This window comes from Microbacterium sp. HJ5 (assembly GCF_054824025.1).
Map to the genome: position 1 here is coordinate 12,974 of NZ_JSYE01000030.1, position 16,932 is coordinate 29,905.

The following is a 16,932-nucleotide window of genomic DNA, read 5'->3' on the forward strand; positions in this document are numbered from 1 at the left end:
CCGAGTCGAGGGCCGGTCCGTCCTCGCGGACCGGCCCTCGGCCACCCTTACAGACCCGGAGAGAACCCATGACCGCCCCAACCGACAGCGTCGTCTCATCGAAGCGTCGCAGACCCACCGCCACCCGTCAGAACCTGACCGGCTGGGCCTTCGTCGCCCCGTTCGGGATCATCTTCCTGGCGCTCCTCGTCCTGCCCATCTGCTACGCGCTCTACCTCAGCCTGTTCCAGAAGTCGCTCATCGGCGGCACCCGTTTCGTCCTGTTCGGCAACTACCTGAAGGCGTTCACCGATCCGTCGTTCCTCGACGGCGTCAGCTTCGTCATCCGGTTCTCGCTGGTGCTCATTCCGCTGCAGATGGCGGTCTCACTGGCGGTCGCCCTGATTCTCGACATCGTGGTCACGCGGTTCGCGCGCTTCTCGCGGCTCATGATCTTCATGCCGTATGCGATCCCCACCGTCATCGGCGCGCTGATGTGGGGGTTCCTCTACAGCGACAACTTCGGCCCGCTCGCGGAGATTTTCGAAAGTTTTGGTCGTGAGGCCCCGGACTTTCTGAGCAGCAGTCTGATCTTCTACGGACTGCTCAACATCGTCACGTGGCAGTGGGCCGGGTACTACATGATCATCCTCTACGCGGCTCTGCAGGGGATCGACCCGACGCTTTACGAAGCCGCGCGCATCGACGGCGCCTCGCAGTGGCAGATCATCCTGCGCATCAAGATCCCGCTGGTCGCCCCGGCGCTCCTTCTCATCCTCGTGTTCGCCCTGATCGGGACTCTGCAGTTCTTCAACGAGCCGCAGATCCTGCAGCAACTGGCCGCCGGTGCCATCCCGAATGACTTCACGCCCAACATGTACGCGTACCAGCAGGCGTTCTCGCTGGCGAACTACAACTACGGCTCCGCGATCTCGTTCGCGCTGGGTGCGGTCGTGTTCGTGTGCGTGTACATCTTCCTGTTCGCGACCCGCAAGCGAGGGAGCTTCCTCTCATGAGCGTCACCCCCGTCGAGCTCACCGACGCTCCCCGCAAGCCGCGGAGGATCATCGAGCGTGATCGTGCGCCGCGGACACGAGGCCGTGTGCCGCTGAACATCGTGCTCGCGCTGCTGATGATCTACTTCCTCATCCCCTTCTGGTGGCTCATCGTCAACAGCTCGAAGAGCGCGGCCGGCCTGTTCGGAGGGGGGAGTTCGCTCTGGTTCGCAGAGGACATCAACTACATCCCCAATCTGATCGACCTGTTCACCTACGGCGGCGGCATCTACGCCCGCTGGCTGGCGAACTCCGCGCTCTACGCGATCCTCGGCGGCGTGGGCGCCACCGCGCTCGCCGTGCTCGCCGGCTACGGGTTCGCCAAGTACCGCTTCGCGGGCCGGCGGTTCTCGTTCGCGATCCTCCTGGGCGCCGTCATGGTGCCGACGACGGCGCTGGTCATCCCCACGTTCGTCCTGTTCGCCCAGGTGGGCTGGACCAACACCATCTGGGCGGTGATCTTCCCCACGCTCCTCAACCCGTTCGGCGTCTACCTGATGTGCGTCTATACGCGCGACGCGGTCCCCGACGAACTGCTCGACGCAGCCCGGGTCGACGGCGCCGGCGAGTTCAGGTCGTTCCTGGTGGTCGCGCTGCCGCTGCTGCGGCCGGCGATCGTGACGGTGCTGCTGCTGTCCATCGTCGCGTCGTGGAACAACTACTTCCTCCCGTTGGTGATGCTCTCGGACAACCGGCTGTTCCCCGTCACGGTGGGCATCGGACTGTGGCAGTCGACCGCGGCGACGTACGGGGCGGCGGGCGGTCAGAGCCTGTGGAGCATCATCATGCTCGGCTCGCTCGTCTCGGTGATCCCCCTGATCATCGCCTTCCTCACACTGCAGAAGTACTGGCGAGGCGGCCTCGCCATCGGAAGCCTCAAGTGATCGCGTCGCGTGCGCCCCGTCTGCCGCGCCCCGTCATCGAAAGAAGAAAATGATCCGAGCACACCTCACCGTCGACCCGCACTTCACGGTCGGCACGATCAACCGGCGGCTCTTCGGTTCCTTCGTCGAGCACTTGGGCCGCTGCGTGTACGAGGGCATCTACGAGCCCGGGCATCCCACCGCCGATGAGCAGGGCTTCCGCGCCGACGTGATGGAGCTCGTGCGCGAGATGGGTGTCACCACCGTCCGCTATCCCGGTGGCAATTTCGTCTCCGGGTACCGCTGGGAGGACGGCATCGGTCCGGTCGAGGATCGGCCGCGACGACTCGATCTCGCTTGGCACTCGATCGAGACCAACGAAATCGGCCTCGACGAGTTCGCATCGTGGGCGAAGAAGGCGGACTGCGAGCTCATGTACGCCGTCAACCTCGGAACCCGCGGCGTCCTCGAGGCGCTCGACGTGCTCGAATACGCCAACGTGCGGTCGGGCACGCAGTGGTCCGACCGGCGCGTCGCGAACGGGCATCCCGATCCCCATCGCATCCGCATGTGGTGCCTCGGCAACGAGATGGACGGCCCGTGGCAGCTCGGCCACACCACGGCGGAGGCGTATGCCGAGATCGCCGCGACCGCCGCGGGGGCGATGCGCCAGCTCGACCCCGACCTCGAGCTCGTCGCGTGCGGAAGCTCGAGCGCTCAGATGCCGACGTTCGGCGAGTGGGAGCGGGTCGTGCTCGAGAGGACCTACGACCTCGTCGACTTCATCTCGTGCCACGCCTACTACGAGCCCCGCGGCGACGATTACGAGACCTATCTCGCTTCCGCGGTGAACATGGACCGCTTCATCGACACCGTCGTGGCGACGGCCGACCATGTGAAGGCGCTGCGCAGCAGCGCCAAAACCATCAACATCTCGTTCGACGAGTGGAACGTCTGGTACCAGTCGCGCTACGACACGGAGGAGAAGGTCACGAGCATCGACACGTGGCCGGTGGCCCCCCACCTTCTCGAGCACTCCTACACGGTGATGGATGCCGTCGTCCTGGGGAGCCTGCTGATCTCGCTGATCCGTCACGCAGACAGGGTCACGGCGGCGAGCATCGCGCAGCTCGTCAACGCCATCGCGCCGATCATGACCGAACCCGGTGGGCCCGCGTGGAAGCAGACGACGTTCTATCCGTTCTCGCTGACGTCCCGGCTGGCGCGCGAGACGGCCCTCGAGCTCAAGCTGGACAGTCCGACGTACGACACCGAGCTCTACGGTCAGGTCCCCGTCGTGGACGCGGTGGCCACCCACGACGAAGGCGGCGGCACGACGATCTTCGCGGTCAACCGCAGTTTGACCGACGAGGCCACCGTCGAGATCGACGTCAGCGGGGTCGGAGACGTCGCACGAGTGACGGCGACCTCGATGTTCGACGACGACGTGCATGCGGCGAATTCGGCTTCTCAGCCCGACCGCGTGCGCCCGCGTGAGAACGACTCCGTGATCGTCGGCGACGGCAGGCTGACGGTCACGCTGCCGGCCTGCTCCTGGACCGTTCTGACCCTCGATTGAGCCACGACCGGGCGACCCCCCGGTCAGGGCGAAGGAAGAAGATGACACAGGCAGACATGCTCCGCGTCCGCGGCGACCGCATCGTCGGACCCGACGGCCCCGTCACCCTGCGCGGGTTCGGGCTCGGCGGCTGGATGAACATGGAGAACTTCATCACCGGCTATGCCGGGGCGGAGTCGCAGCAGCGTCGCGCCCTGAGACGCGTGCTCGGTGATGAGGGGTATTCGCGGTTCTTCGACCGCTTCCTCGAAGGCTTCTTCACCGACGACGACGCGGCGTTCCTCGCCTCGCTCGGGCTGAACTCGCTGCGGATCCCCTTCAACTACCGGCACTTCGAGGTCGACGACGAGCCCTTCGTCATCCGTGAGGAGGGATTCCGCACGCTGGACCGCGTGGTCGACGCGTGCGCCCGTCACGGCATCTACACGATCCTCGACCTCCACGCTGTCCCCGGCTCCCAGAACCAGCACTGGCACAGCGACAACCCGACCCAGTGGGCGCACTTCTGGAGCCAGCGGCAGCTGCAGGACCGCGCGGTGCACCTGTGGGAGGCCATTGCCGCCCACTACCGGGGGAACGCCTGGGTCGCCGGCTACAACCCGGTGAACGAGCCGGCGGACGCGCACGGCACGGCGATCGGCCCGTTCTACCGCCGGCTGGAAGCAGCCATCCGCGCGGTCGACCCCGACCACATCCTCTTCCTCGACGGCAACCGGTACTCCACGCAGTTCGACCAGCTGGGCGACCCGCTCCCGAACTGCGTGTACACCGCCCACGACTACGCACTGCCCGGATTCGTGGACGGCGGACCCTACCCCGGGGTGTCGCGGGGCGAGTTCGTCGACCGCGACCGCATCGAGCAGGTCTTCCTCGAGCGCACGGCCTACATGCGCGAGACCGGCACCCCCATCTGGGTGGGCGAGTTCGGGCCGGTGTACACGGGCGACCAGGCGCGCGACGAGCAGCGGTACCGCCTGCTCGAAGATCAGCTCGAGATCTACGCCCGGCACGAGGCGAGCTGGGCGCTGTGGACCTATAAGGACATCGGCCTCCAGGGAGTCGTCACCGTGGACCCGGACTCGGCGTATCTGCGTCGCATCGCACCCGTGCTCGAGAAGAAGGCGCGTCTGGGAGTCGACTCGTGGGGCTCCACCGACGCGGGGGTGCGTGACGTCCTCGAGCCGATCGAGCGGCTCTTCGCCCAGGAGTTCCCCGACTTCCAGCCCTATCCGTGGGGCGCACGCCGATGGATCCACGGACACATCCGTCACGTGATGCTCGCCGAGGCCATGGTCGACGACTTCGCCCGCGCGTTCGAGGGCGTCGACCCCCATGAGGCCGAGGCCCTCGCGGACGCTTTCGCCTTCCCGAACTGCCAGGTTCGCGAAGGTCTCGCCGGGATCCTCCGGCGCGCGACGCGCTGATCCGGCAGCCGGACATGGCACGGGCGCAGCGGGTGACCCTGAGGGAGATCGCGGCGACGACCGGCGTGTCCATGACGACGATCTCCAAGGTGCTCAACGGTGCGGCGGACGTCTCCTCCTCGACGCGCGCGCTGGTCGAGGAGCAGCTGCGAACCACCGGCTACCGCCGGCGGAGGAGCCACAAGCGGCGGGAGTATCTGGAAGTCGTGCTCCACGAGCTCGACGGCGAGTGGGCGCTCTCGATCGTGGAGGGTGTGCGAGAGGTCGCCGCCGAGCGAGGTCTGGCGATCTCGCTCTCGGTGAGCGGCGACCGTCATGCGCCGGGGGACGACTGGCTCGACTCCGTGCTCCGCCGTGGGCCGACCGGCGTCATCCTCCTGTTCGCGGGCATGCCCGCGCCTGCCCGCGAGAAGCTCGAGGCGAGGGGCATCCCCTTCGTCTTGATCGATCCCGCAGGCGACCCGGCACCCGGGATCCCGTCGGTCGGAGCCGCGAACTGGGCAGGCGGCGTCGACGCGACACGGCACCTCATCGAACTGGGGCACCGGCGCATCGCGATGCTCGGCGGGCCCGATGACGTCATGTGCTCCCTCGCGCGCATCGACGGCTACCGCTCCGCGCTCACCGCCGCTCGTCTTCCCGTCGACCCCGCGCTCATGGTCACGGGCGGGTTCGACCGCTCGAGCGGGGAGAGCCTCGCGCACGGACTGCTCGGCCTCGCCGAGCCGCCGACGGCGATCTTCGCGGCCAGCGACGTGCAGGCGCTGGGCGTGCTCCACGCGGCGTCGGCGGACGGAGCGAGGGTTCCGCGCGATCTGTCGGTGGTGGGATTCGACGACCTCGCGATCGCCGAGCTGGCGAGCCCGCGATTGACGACCGTGCACCAGCCGGTGACGGAGATGGCGGAGCAGGCAGCGCGGCTCGTCCTCCAGCTCGTCGACGATGCAGCGCCCGACGTCACGCGCCTGGAGCTCGCCACACATCTGGTGGTCCGCGAGTCGACCGCCCCACCGCGTCCGCTCTAGCTCGCGCTCGCTCGGAGCGACCGGCGACGCGTCTTGCATCGTTGTATTGTGATCGGTAACATTGCGATTGATCGATAAACCTACCTCGCCGGTCGTCGTCGCATCCGCACAGTCCCGATACGAAGGAGTATCACCGCATGGCCCCTCCATCGACCGCCCGCCCACTCCGCCGGTCTCGCGCCGCCGCGGTGATCGCCGCCACCTCGCTGTGCGTCGGCGTGGTCATCGCGACACCGGCTGCAGCCGAGCCCGTCTACGACGATGTCCTCGACGGCCTCGTCCACCACTTCGAGCTCGATGAGACGTCGGGTACGGTCATCGAGAACACCGGGTCGGCAGGAAGCACCGCCGACGCCACCCTGGTGAACCCCGACAAGACCGAGCGCGACGGCCTCGGCATCCGATTCAATCCGGATGCCTATGCCGACGCGCTCTCGGGAGGCTATGTGCGCCTGCCGGACAACCTGACCGCCGGCATGCAGGCCATCACGGTCGACTACGACATCCGGATCGATCCGGCCAACGTCGGCGAGCACCAGATCTGGGGCCTCGGCAACAAGGTGTCGTGCGACGTCGCGGGCGGCCAGCAGGGCCAGCTCTTCTCGTCCAACACCCAGCGCCTCCGCGTCGCCGCGGGCACCGTGAACGTGCAGCAGAACCGCGTCCGCCTCGCGGAGGGCGTGTGGAAGCACGTGACCTACACGCAGACTCCGAACGCGGGCGGCACCACCTGGACCGGAACGCTGTTCGTCGACGGCGTGCAGTACGCGCAATCCACCACGATCACGACGGCGCCGTCCGTCAACGCCGCCGGGACGAACTGCAACTTCCTGGCGCGCTCGCAGGTGCCCGGCAACTACTCCTTCCGCGGCACGCTGTCCGACTTCCGCGTCTACGACCGCGGCCTGAGCGCGGCCGAGGTCGCGCAGCGCGCGGCCCAGGGGAACGACGAGGGAGTCGAAGCGGATGCCGCGGCCATCGACCTCGGACTGACCGACGCGATCGTCGAGGACCTCGAGCTGCCCAAGCTCGGCTCCGTCGCCGGATCGTCCATCGCCTGGACGTCGTCCGACCCGGAGGTCGTCGAGGTCGTCGTGCCGCCGGCGGTCAACAGCGCGCGCAAGGTGCCGATCCGCGGCGTGATCACCCGCCCGGCGCTCGGCGAGGCCGATGCGTCCGCCGTGCTCACCGCCACGCTCCGGAAGGGAGCGGAGTCCGTGGCCGTGCGCGAGATCCGCATCACCGTGCCGGCCGAGTTCGACGACGGCCACTCGGCAGATCGCGACAAGCTCGACCTCGAGCTGTACGAGACCGGGAACATCCGGGGCGACATCACCCTGCCGACCGAGGGCCGCTGGGGCTCCGACATCACGTGGGAGTCGAGCACCGACCACATCTCGCCGACCGGCGAGGTAACGCGTCCCGCGTACGGGCATCCCGAGGTGGAGGGAACGCTCACGGCGACCATCGCCAAGGGCGAAGCCGAGGTCGAGAAGACCTTCGACGTGGTGGTCAAGCCGCTGCCTCGACATGAAGAGAACGAGCGGTACTTCCTCGGGTACTTCAAGGGCGAGGGAATGGCCGACGGCGAGCAGATCATGTTCGCCACCTCCAACGGCAATACGGCGCTCGACTGGACCGGGCTCACCGGCGGATGGCCCTCGCTGGTCTCGCAGCTGGGCGACCAGGGCCTGCGCGACCCGCACATCGTGCGGTCGCCCGACGGTGACACCTTCTACATGATCGCCACCGACCTCAACTGGTACGACCAGGGCGGCTACGCCATCAACGACACCCAGTACATCGAGGTCTTCGAGTCCAACGACCTCGTGAACTGGACGCCGCAGCGCCATGTGAAGGTGGCACCCGACAACGCCGGCAACGCGTTCGCTCCGGAGTCGCTGTGGGTGGACGAGATCGGCGCCTACGCGGTGTTCTGGGCCCAGTCGCTGTGGAACGACCCCGTGAACCGCACCGGTCAGGGCAACGCCCAGATGTGGTACAACATCACGCGCGACTTCCAGACGTTCTCCGAGCCGAAGGTGTGGCAGAACCCCGCTCCGCAGTCGCGCATCGACACGACGGCGATCAAGGTCGGCGACGAGTACTACCGCGTCACGAAGAACGAGGCCGGCAACGCCGGGTCGGACATCTTCTCGGAGAAGCACACCGACTTCCTCGACAGCGACATCACCGCGTGGGACCTCGTGGCTCCGGCGCTCGGGCGCACCACCTGGCAATCGAACGCCGGTTACGAGGGCCCGGTCATCTTCAAGGCGAACCCGGGCGACACGGCGTGCCCCGGCCAGTTCTACCTGTGGGGCGATCGGTACACGAACGGCGGCGGCTACCAGGCGGCCTGCGAGGCTGATATCGAGGCCCAGACGTGGCAGGCGAAGAGCATCACGATGACCAACGCCGGTGTGCCGCGTCCGCGCCACGGCACGGTGCTGCCGATCACGCTGCGGGAGTGGAACAGCATCCGCGGCATCCCGAACCAGGACGTCGCGACCACCGTCGAGGTATCGGTGGACGACGTGCGGGCCGACGAGACGACCGAGGTGACGGCCACCGTCGCCGCCGCGGACGGGTTCGAGACCGGCGGTCAGGTCCGCTTCTCGGTCGGCGACTGGACGGAGACCGTCTACCTCGACGAGGGAACCGCGTCGGCCACCATCCCGGCAGGGCTCGCGGAGGGCGGCCAGACGGTCACCGCCGAGTATCTCGGCTTCGACATCCTGCTGGCCTCCGAGGCGAGCGCGGACTTCGAGGTGCTGCCCGCCGTGGCGGCGTCGGTCGCCGTGTCCGACCGCTGCGTCGCAGGCAAGGTCGTGATCACGGTCTCGGTCACGAACGAGGAGGGCGCGAAGATCGACCTGCGCATCGCCACGCCGTACGGTTCCAAGACCGTCGGGGCGCTCGCCGCCGACAAGACGCACGCCTCCGTGTTCGCCACGCGGGCGGCGAGCCTGACGGCCGGCGCCATGACGGTGACCCTCGGCACCGGCGATGGTGACAACCGGGTCGAGTCGGTCTACGACCTCGAGATCGAGGCGGTGTCCTGCGCACCATGAGCCGCTCCGTGGGTGGGGAGTCGCACCGTGCGGCTCCCCACCGCGGTGCGGATCCGCGCTCAGTCGCCGGTGCTCATCGGACGCGTCGACCCGCGTTCCACGATGGACGCGGGCAGCATGGTGCGCCGAGGCTCATCGGCAGGCCGGTCGACCTTCAGTCGAGCGAGCATCACCGACACGATCGCGTCGGCCATGGCGTCGTTGCCCGGCTCGACCGACGTGAGCCGCGGGTGGGTGTACTCGCCGGCGCGTACATTGTCGAAGCCCACCACCTGGACGTCGCCGGGCACACCCAGGCCTCGGTCGGCGAGCGCGCGCAGGGCGCCGAACGCGCACGAGTCCGTGAGTGCGAAGACGCCGTCGAATTCGACACCCTGATCGAGGAGCGCGTTGACGCCGCGGTAGCCGTCGGCCATGTCGAGCCCGACCGGCTGGATGAGCTCCGGCCGGACCGGCAGCCCGCCGGCCCGATGCGCCTCGAGGTACCCGCGGGTGCGCAGGGTCTGCACGGACTCCGGGCCCTCTGCGGCGCCCCCGAGGGCGACGATGGCTCTGGCCCCGCGCTCCAACAGGTGGCGGGTCGCCAGCCGGCCCCCGCCTACGTTGTCCATGAGCACGTGGTCGAACCGCGTCGACAGTGCGCGCTCCCCGAGCAGCACGATGGGCTTGCCCGGGAGAATCCTGTTCAGCTCGGCGGATTCGCTCGCGGCGATGGCGAGGATGAATCCGTCGTAGGTCTCGAGGTGGGATGCTGCCAGAGACTCCACCTCGGCCGTCATCTCGCCGCCGGTGTTCTCTGTGACCAGCCGCACGCCATGCTCGGAGAATCGGCGGGACAGCCGCTCTGCCAACTCGCCGTAGTACTCGGAGGCCAGCACCGGGACGCCGAGGCCGACGATGCCGGTCCGGCCCTTCCTCAACGACCGGGCGCTCTGATTGACGCGGTAGCCCAACTGGTCGATGACGCGCGCGACTCGGTCGATGGTCTCGGGCCCCACCCGTTCGGTGCGCCCGTTGACGACGTTGGACACGGTCTGCGCGGACACGCCGGCCTTCTCCGCCACGTCCTGCATGGTGACGCGCTGGTGGGCGTGCGGGCTGGGCAGTTGGTGCATCCGGGTCTGTTCGCGTGAGCTCGGTGGGCTATGGCGACTCTATCGGCGGTGCGGCGATGTTCTCGGCTCCCCGGCGCGTGCGCGTCGGCACCGCCGGTGCGTAGAGGTGGAGTGGACTCGCGATGACGGCGGTCGACCGGCGCGAAGCCGATCCTCGCGCGCCCACGATCTACGACGTCGCGGCGGCCGCAGGAGTGTCGCACACCACCGTCTCGAGGGCGATCAACGGGGAGGAGGGCATGACGGACGCGACGCGCCGCCGCGTCCTCGAGATCGTCGCGCGTGTGCGATTCACGCCGAACCTGTCGGCCCGCGTCCTCGCGGGACGAGTCGGTCCGCGGCTCGCCGCCGTGATGGTCGGCGGGGCCGGATGCCCTCGCGCGGCCGCCCTGGTGGGGGCGATCGCGCGGGCGACCGAACGCCGGGGACTCGCGCTCACGATGATCGGCGCGGACCCGTCGGACGAAGGGTCGATGGAGGCGGCGGCTCAGCGGATCGGTGAGCCAGGACTCCGTGGCGTGGTGTTCGTCTTGTGCGACGGGGAGCCTGCGGAGTCGATCGCACTCTTGCGCACGGCCTCACCGTGGGTGTCGATGTCGGTTCACCCCGGCGCGATCGACGACGGCCCGGACGACCATGCCGCGGCGGCGCTGCGGGTCGCAGTCGATCACCTCAGGGACCTCGGCCATGACGCGATCGCGTGCGCCCTGCCGGCGACGGTCGTCGACCGCGTCGGCCGCCGGTCCGTCACGCCGTTGGCGGTGCCGGCGACGGCTCGGGGAGGATTGCGCGTCGCGCGTCGCGGGATGCTCCCTCACGATTGCACGGCGGTCGTGGTTCCCAGCTTGTCGTTCGCGCTGGGGCTCGTCAGCGGGCTGCGTGCCCGCGGAGTGCGCGTTCCGCAGGATCTCAGCCTGGTGTCGCTCGAGGATCACCCCGATGCCGCCCACTTCAGCCCACCGGTGAGCGCGGTCGACTCGGGCCTGGCAGACCGAGCCGAGCGGGCGGTGTCGAGGCTTCTGGATGGGGCCCCGGCTGAGGCTCCGGCGCAGCTTCCGCGACTCGTTCTGCGCGGCTCTTCACGAACGCGCTCCGCGCAGCCCATCGACCCACCAGCAGGAGGAGCAGGATCATCGGGGCGGTCGCCAGCAGGGCACCCGTGAACACGAGCGAGTAGTCGACGCCGTACTCGCCCTGCAGCCCGCGGAGCGCCACCTGCACGGTCTGCGAGCCGGGGGAGCGCAGCACGATGAACGGCCAGGCGAAATCGCTCCACGCCGATACGAAAAGCAGGCAGGCCAGGACCCCCGCACCCGCCCTCACGCTCGGAAATGCGACCTGCCGGAACATCGACCACCTTCCGCAGCCGTCGAGCGCCGCTGCATCGAGCACCTCGTCCGGGAGCACGGCCGAGATGTGCTGGCGCATCCAGAAGACGCCGAAGGCGCTCGCGAGCCCGGGCACGATGAGAGCCTGCGGAGTGTCCACCCAGCCGAGGGCGGACACCACAAGATAGTTCGGGATCATCGCGAGCTGAACGGGCAGTGTCAGCCCGAAGAGGACCACCGCGAAGAGAACGCCCCGCCCCGGGAACCGCAGCTTGGCGAAGGCGAATCCCGCAAGGGCGCAGATGAGCGTGCCGCCCACCGCGATCGCGCTCGAGACGAGGGCCGAGTTCACAAGCGAGCCGCCGAACGCCACGTGCGACCACACCTTCTCCACGTTCTCGAGAAGCCGTCCCCCGGGCAGCAGCGGCGGCGGAAAGGTCGTCGCGGCTGCGGGGTCGTGCGACGCCACGACGACCATGAACCATACCGGTGCCCAGCAAGCGAGCGCGGCAGCGGCCAGCACCACGGTCGACGCGCCCCTGCCGACCCTGGTCACGTCGTCCACCCGACACGGCGGAGGAGGAGGAAGACCGGGCCGACGATGCCGGCCGCGATCAGGAAGACCGCCGAGGAGATTGCGGCGGCGTAGCCGAACTGGAAATCCCGGAATCCCACTTCGTACACGAGCAGCGCGAGCGTCTGGCACTGGCGCGCTGGTCCGCAGGTCAGGCCGGACGGGTCCGCGAGCAGCGGCTCCGTGAACAGCTGGAGCGTCGCGACGATCGAGGTGAGGATGCTGAAGACGATGACGGGCCGGAGCAGAGGAAGTGACAGATGGCGGAACTGCGCCCAGGGTCCCGCTCCGTCCATCTCGGCGGCCTGGAAGAGCTCGGGCGGGGCGGACGCGAGCACGGCCACCATGAGCAGGGCTGTGAATCCGAACCATCGCCACACGACCATCGCGGAGACGACCGCCCACGCCCCCGCCGTGTGCGCGAGCGCGTCGACGCCCGTGAGCCCGAACGACTCCGCGAGCCGTGGCAGGAGCCCGTAATCGCGGTCGACGAACTGTGCGACGAGGATCGCGACGGCCGCCCCCGACGTGACGTACGGCACCAGGAGCGAGATCCGCACCCCCGTCGTCCGGGTCGCACGGTGGATCACATGGGCGAGCGCCAGTCCGATGCACACCTGTCCAGCGGTCGCCAGCCCCGCGATGACGAGGGTGTTCACCGTCGCCGTCCAGAACCTGGGGTCGGTGAGCAGACGTGCGAAGTTCGCCGACCCGACCCACTCCTGGCTGCCGAGGGGATCCCAGTCCCACCAGGCCAGCCAGAAGGTCGCGACGGACGGTCCGACCGCGAAGACGCCGAAGAGGACGAGGAATGGGGCGAGGAACATGTACGGCGCCACGGCCGTCCGCCGCGGCATCCGTCGCATGCGCTGTTGCACGATCAACGGCGCGAAGAGGACGGGAGCGCCACCTGGGCGGCGGCGATCGCGGACTGCCAGGAAGCGCCCGCGTCGAGCGACCCCTGCTCGACGGCGGTCAGCGCCTGTAGGAACGCCGCGTTGATCGTGGCTGTCGCCGGGCCCTGGCGGACCGCTCGCATGTCGAGGATCGAGTCGGTGAGGATCCCGCCGATCCTGGAGTCGCCGAAGAAGGGATCCGCGAAAGCGGCGATGTCATCCCCATACGGGGCGCGGGTGGCGGGGAGCGGTCCGCCGTCGGCGAAGTGCTCCAGTTGCGAGTTCGGCGTCTGGGTCTCCGCGATGTAGTCCCAGGCGGCTTCGGGGTGCCGCGAGCCCGCCGGGATCGCGAGGTAGCTTCCTCCCCAGTTGCCGGCCACCCCCGGTACCGATGTGACGCGCCATCTGCCGCTCGTGGTGGGCGCGGCCGACTTGATCACCCGCAGCATCCAGGACGGCGCGGCCATCACCGCGAAGTCGCCTCGCGCCATCGCCGCCTGCCATCCCGGAGTGAACGCGCCCGCCCCCGCGCTGATACCGGCCTCGTGCGCGGCCAGGGACAGCTCGAACGCCTGCCGGATGCCGGGATTGCTGTCATGGATGAGATCGCCCGACTCGTCGTAGTACTTCACGGGCAGCTGATTGGATGCGTTCACGAAGACCGTGGTGCTGACGTTGTCGACGAACGCGGCGTCGGAGCCGGCGACGAAACGGGTGCCGACCTCGACGAACGCGTCCCAGGTCGGCCACAGTGCGCTCACGGCCTCGGGTTCCGTCGGAAGGCCCGCCTCCTGGAACAGGTCCGCCCGGTACGCCAGCGCCATGCCTCCGACGTCGGTCGGGATGCCGATCACCTTGCCCGACGGTGTGGTCGCCGCATCCCACGCCCACGGGAGGTACTGGTCGCCGTAGCCGTCCCCGGCCAGATCGCCCAGGTCGAGGAAGTGCTGTTCGGCATCGACGAAGCGGGGGAGGTCCTCGCCCTGGATGAGGACGAGGTCGGGTGGCCGTCCACCGGCCAGCGCGGCGGTCAGTGCATCGGCCGTCTCGCCGGAGGTGCCGATCTCACTGAGGTCGATTCTCGCGCCGGGGTTCGCCGCGAGATAGCGCTCGACCTGCGCTCCCTGCTGGATGCCCGTGAAGGACCAGAACGAGACCGCATCCTCCGCCGCCGGGGCGCTGCATCCGGTCAGCGTGAGGGCGCCCGCCAGGGCGGCCGACGACGCACGTGCGGCACGAGCGCGATGCCTCGTCGCGCGCGGGCGCGCCGTGCGGAACCGCGCCTCGGCGACCCGTCGGGGGCTGACGGCCATGAACGCTCCTTCGCGTAGAGCCTTACCCGCGGGCAGGGTCGGCTCTCGGTCCACTCGATCATGCCGGAGTTTGATAGCGCGAACAACTGGGTCTTGTGGGCGGTTGCTGTGACCGCTAACATGCCAAGCACCCGCCGAAGGGGCCGGGACGCACGCAGCAGTGCCCAGCAGATCTGAGCAAGGGGAATCCTGCCCGACCCCTCGTCCCCCCGCATGCTCGCATGCGGTGCAGGCGGACCGAGGTTGATCGATCAATGAGGAGGAGACCTTGACCAACGAGATGACCCATCGCGCGGCGAGACGCCGCAGGATGGCCGGCCTGCTTGGAGCGGCGGTGGCAGCCACGGCGCTCATCGTCAGCGGCCTCGCGGCGCCGGCCACGGCCGCAGACGAGGAGCTGATCGTCAACGGCGGCTTCGAGTCGGGCGTTCAGGGGTGGTTCGTGAACAACGGCAACGCCACCGACGGGGGAACGCTGTCGATCGTCGGCGACGCCTACTCGGGCGCGTCCGCCGTGAAGGTCACGGGCCGCACGACCACCGGCTCGGGTCCGATGCAGGATCTGAGCGGGAAGGTGCAGGCGGGGCAGACCTACAGCATCAAGGCCCGCGTGAAGTACGACAACCCGAGCAGCCCGGCGACGAAGCAGTTCTTCGCCACGATGCACTACGGCGGGAGCACGTACACGAACCTGGCCAGCACCACCCCGGCCCGTGGCCAGTGGGGCTACATCAACGCGACGTTCACGATCCCGGCGAGCCAGAGCGTCACGACCGCCCGGCTGTTCATCGAGACGCCCTGGACGAGCACGCCCTCGAGCGACCCGAACACCCACCTGATGGACTTCATCGTCGACGACGTGTCGCTCGTCGGAACGCCTCCGCCCCCGCCGCCCTCGAAGACGATCGAGGTCGTGGGCAAGGTTCCCGGTGAGCACAACCCCCTCATCGGGCACAAGTTCGGCGCGGACGGCTTCGGATACGCCGAGGACGGCCGTGTGTACATGTTCATGACGAACGACACCCAGGGCTACGGTCCCGATCCGATCACGGGCGTCTCGCCGCAGATCAACTACGGCAACATCAACCAGATCACGCTGATCTCGTCCGAGGACCTCGTCAACTGGACCGATCACGGCGAGATCCAGGTGGCCGGCCCGCAGGGAGTCGCCCCGTTCACGAACAACTCGTGGGCCCCGGGCTTCGCCAAGAAGGTCGTGAACGGCGAGGAGAAGTACTTCCTTTACTACGCCAACGGCGGCGGCTCGAGCAACGTCATCACGGGGAAGAGCCCGCTCGGACCGTGGACGAGCGAGCGCACCAGCACGCTGATCAACGGCACCACTCCCGGCGCCGAGGACGTCGCGTGGAAGTTCGACCCGGCACCGATCGTCGACAAGGACGGCAAGGCGTACCTGGTCTTCGGCGGCGGACCCGCGTCCACGAGCATGCCCGCGGCCGAGCGGTACAACAACCCGAAGAACATCCGCGTGATCGAGCTCGGCGACGACATGGTGACGACGAAGGGCTCGGCCATGGTCGTCGACACCCCGGTCTCGTTCGAGGCGGGTCACATCTTCGAGCGCCAGGGCAAGTACTACCTGACGTACTCGTCGCACTTCGGCGGCAACGACTTCGGCGGCAACCAGACCCCGCTTCCGGGCTACCCCGGCGGCGGCCAGATCCCGTACATGATGTCGGACAGCCCGACGAACTTCCCGAAGGAGAAGTACCAGGGCATCCTCTTCCCGAACCAGTCGCAGTTCTTCGGCGCGGGCACCGGCGGCAACAACCACCAGTCCGTCTTCGAGTTCGAGGGCAAGTACTACTTCACGTACCACGCCCCGACGCTGAACAAGCGCATCAACGGGAACACCACGCAGGGATACCGCAGCCCCCACATCCAGGAGCTGTCGTTCAACGCGGACGGCACCATCCAGCAGGTGGTCGGCGACTACGCCGGCGTCCAGCAGGTGCACGACTTCGACCCGTACCGCAGCTTCGAGGCCGAGACCTTCGGCTGGAGCAAGGGCATCGCGACGCAGAAGGTCGACGGCGGGTCGACGCAGTTCGGGGCGACCGCGCCGAACCTCGTCGTGAAGGACATCGACAACGGTGACTGGACCGCCCTGTCGTCGGTGGCGTTCGGCGACGCCGGCGCCGAGTCGGTCACGGTGAAGGTCAAGCCGCTGCAGGCGGGTGGATCGATCGACCTGCGCACAGGCAGCGAGACCGGGCCCGTGGTGGCCACCATCCCCGTCACGGGGGCGACCGGCCAGTGGACCGAGCTGACGGCCGACCTCGAGGGCCTCGAGGGCACGCGCGACCTGTTCTTCACCTACAAGGGCGGCAGCGGCGACCTGTTCGAACTCGACACGTGGTCGTTCGCCGAGAACGCGGCGCCGTCCCTGGACGTGTCCGCCGACGCGGCCTCGCGCTGCGTCTCGGGCAAGTCGGTGCTGACGGTCAAGGTGACCAACGCCGACGACGTGCCCGTGACCGCTTCGGTGGCCACACCGTACGGCTCGAAGTCGTCGATCACGGTCGCCGCCGGCAAGTCCGCATCGAGCGCGTTCACGACGCGCCTCGCGAACGCCCCCGCCGGAGTCGCCGCGGTGACGGTCACGGCGACGGTCGACAGCCAGCAGGTCTCGGCCACGGTCGAGGCGCCGTTCGCCGCACACGCCTGCGGCTGACGAAACAGGGTG

At 68.7% G+C, this 16,932-nt stretch carries 11 protein-coding genes and 1 pseudogene; 8 read left to right on the forward strand and 4 right to left on the reverse strand.

Translation table 11 applies throughout. The features are described from left to right. Positions 1 to 68: 68 nt before the first annotated feature. The 6 genes from OB08_RS13705 (at position 69) to OB08_RS13730 (ending at position 8,999) form a co-directional block, all read left to right on the forward strand. Positions 69 to 995 carry a carbohydrate ABC transporter permease gene (locus OB08_RS13705; RefSeq protein WP_461475639.1) on the forward strand — a complete coding sequence of 309 codons (927 nt, stop codon included), beginning with the start codon at positions 69 to 71 and terminating at the stop codon, positions 993 to 995. Next, positions 992 to 1,918, forward strand: coding sequence for a carbohydrate ABC transporter permease (locus OB08_RS13710; RefSeq protein WP_461475641.1), 927 nt, complete (start codon positions 992 to 994; stop codon positions 1,916 to 1,918). The genes OB08_RS13705 and OB08_RS13710 overlap by 4 nt, the downstream gene beginning before the upstream one ends. A 49-nt stretch (positions 1,919 to 1,967) precedes the next feature. Next, entirely contained in the window at positions 1,968 to 3,476 is a 1,509-nt protein-coding gene (arfA, locus tag OB08_RS13715) for an arabinosylfuranosidase ArfA (protein ID WP_461475642.1), read from the forward strand. 41 nt (positions 3,477 to 3,517) lie between these two features. After that, positions 3,518 to 4,900: a glycoside hydrolase family 5 protein gene (locus OB08_RS13720; RefSeq protein ID WP_461475644.1), complete on the forward strand. Its 1,383-nt coding sequence runs from the start codon at positions 3,518 to 3,520 to the stop codon at positions 4,898 to 4,900. Between the two features lie 14 nt (positions 4,901 to 4,914). Continuing rightward, complete coding sequence (locus OB08_RS13725) at positions 4,915 to 5,925, forward strand: LacI family DNA-binding transcriptional regulator (RefSeq protein ID WP_461475646.1); 1,011 nt, start codon at positions 4,915 to 4,917, stop codon at positions 5,923 to 5,925. 137 nt (positions 5,926 to 6,062) lie between these two features. After that, positions 6,063 to 8,999 (forward strand): immunoglobulin-like domain-containing protein, encoded by a 2,937-nt coding sequence (locus tag OB08_RS13730; RefSeq protein ID WP_461475648.1) that lies wholly within the window; start codon positions 6,063 to 6,065, stop codon positions 8,997 to 8,999. A gap of 59 nt (positions 9,000 to 9,058) precedes the next feature. Here OB08_RS13730 and OB08_RS13735 read toward each other — a convergent pair whose 3' ends face one another. Next, a complete protein-coding gene (locus OB08_RS13735; RefSeq protein ID WP_461475650.1) occupies positions 9,059 to 10,114 on the reverse strand; it encodes a LacI family DNA-binding transcriptional regulator in 1,056 nt (351 codons plus the stop codon). A 122-nt stretch (positions 10,115 to 10,236) separates the two neighbouring features. Here OB08_RS13735 and OB08_RS13740 point away from each other — a divergent pair, with 122 nt between their 5' ends. Continuing rightward, on the forward strand, positions 10,237 to 11,277 hold the full coding sequence (locus OB08_RS13740) for a LacI family DNA-binding transcriptional regulator (RefSeq protein ID WP_461475652.1): 1,041 nt from the start codon (positions 10,237 to 10,239) through the stop codon (positions 11,275 to 11,277). On the opposite strand, the pseudogene OB08_RS13745 reads toward OB08_RS13740, so the two are convergent. The 3 genes and pseudogenes from OB08_RS13745 to OB08_RS13755 form a co-directional block, all read right to left on the reverse strand. Beyond that, positions 11,225 to 11,920 (reverse strand): annotated as a pseudogene (locus OB08_RS13745) (carbohydrate ABC transporter permease); the annotation flags it as partial. The gene OB08_RS13740 and the pseudogene OB08_RS13745 overlap by 53 nt on opposite strands. 74 nt (positions 11,921 to 11,994) lie before the next feature. Further along, a complete protein-coding gene (locus OB08_RS13750; protein WP_461475654.1) occupies positions 11,995 to 12,873 on the reverse strand; it encodes a carbohydrate ABC transporter permease in 879 nt (292 codons plus the stop codon). Between the two features lie 23 nt (positions 12,874 to 12,896). Next, positions 12,897 to 14,225, reverse strand: coding sequence for an ABC transporter substrate-binding protein (locus OB08_RS13755; RefSeq protein ID WP_461475656.1), 1,329 nt, complete (start codon positions 14,223 to 14,225; stop codon positions 12,897 to 12,899). A 310-nt stretch (positions 14,226 to 14,535) separates the two neighbouring features. Between OB08_RS13755 and OB08_RS13760 the strand changes: the two genes are divergently transcribed. Next, on the forward strand, positions 14,536 to 16,920 hold the full coding sequence (locus tag OB08_RS13760) for a family 43 glycosylhydrolase (protein WP_461475658.1): 2,385 nt from the start codon (positions 14,536 to 14,538) through the stop codon (positions 16,918 to 16,920). The last annotated feature ends 12 nt before the right edge of the window (positions 16,921 to 16,932 follow it).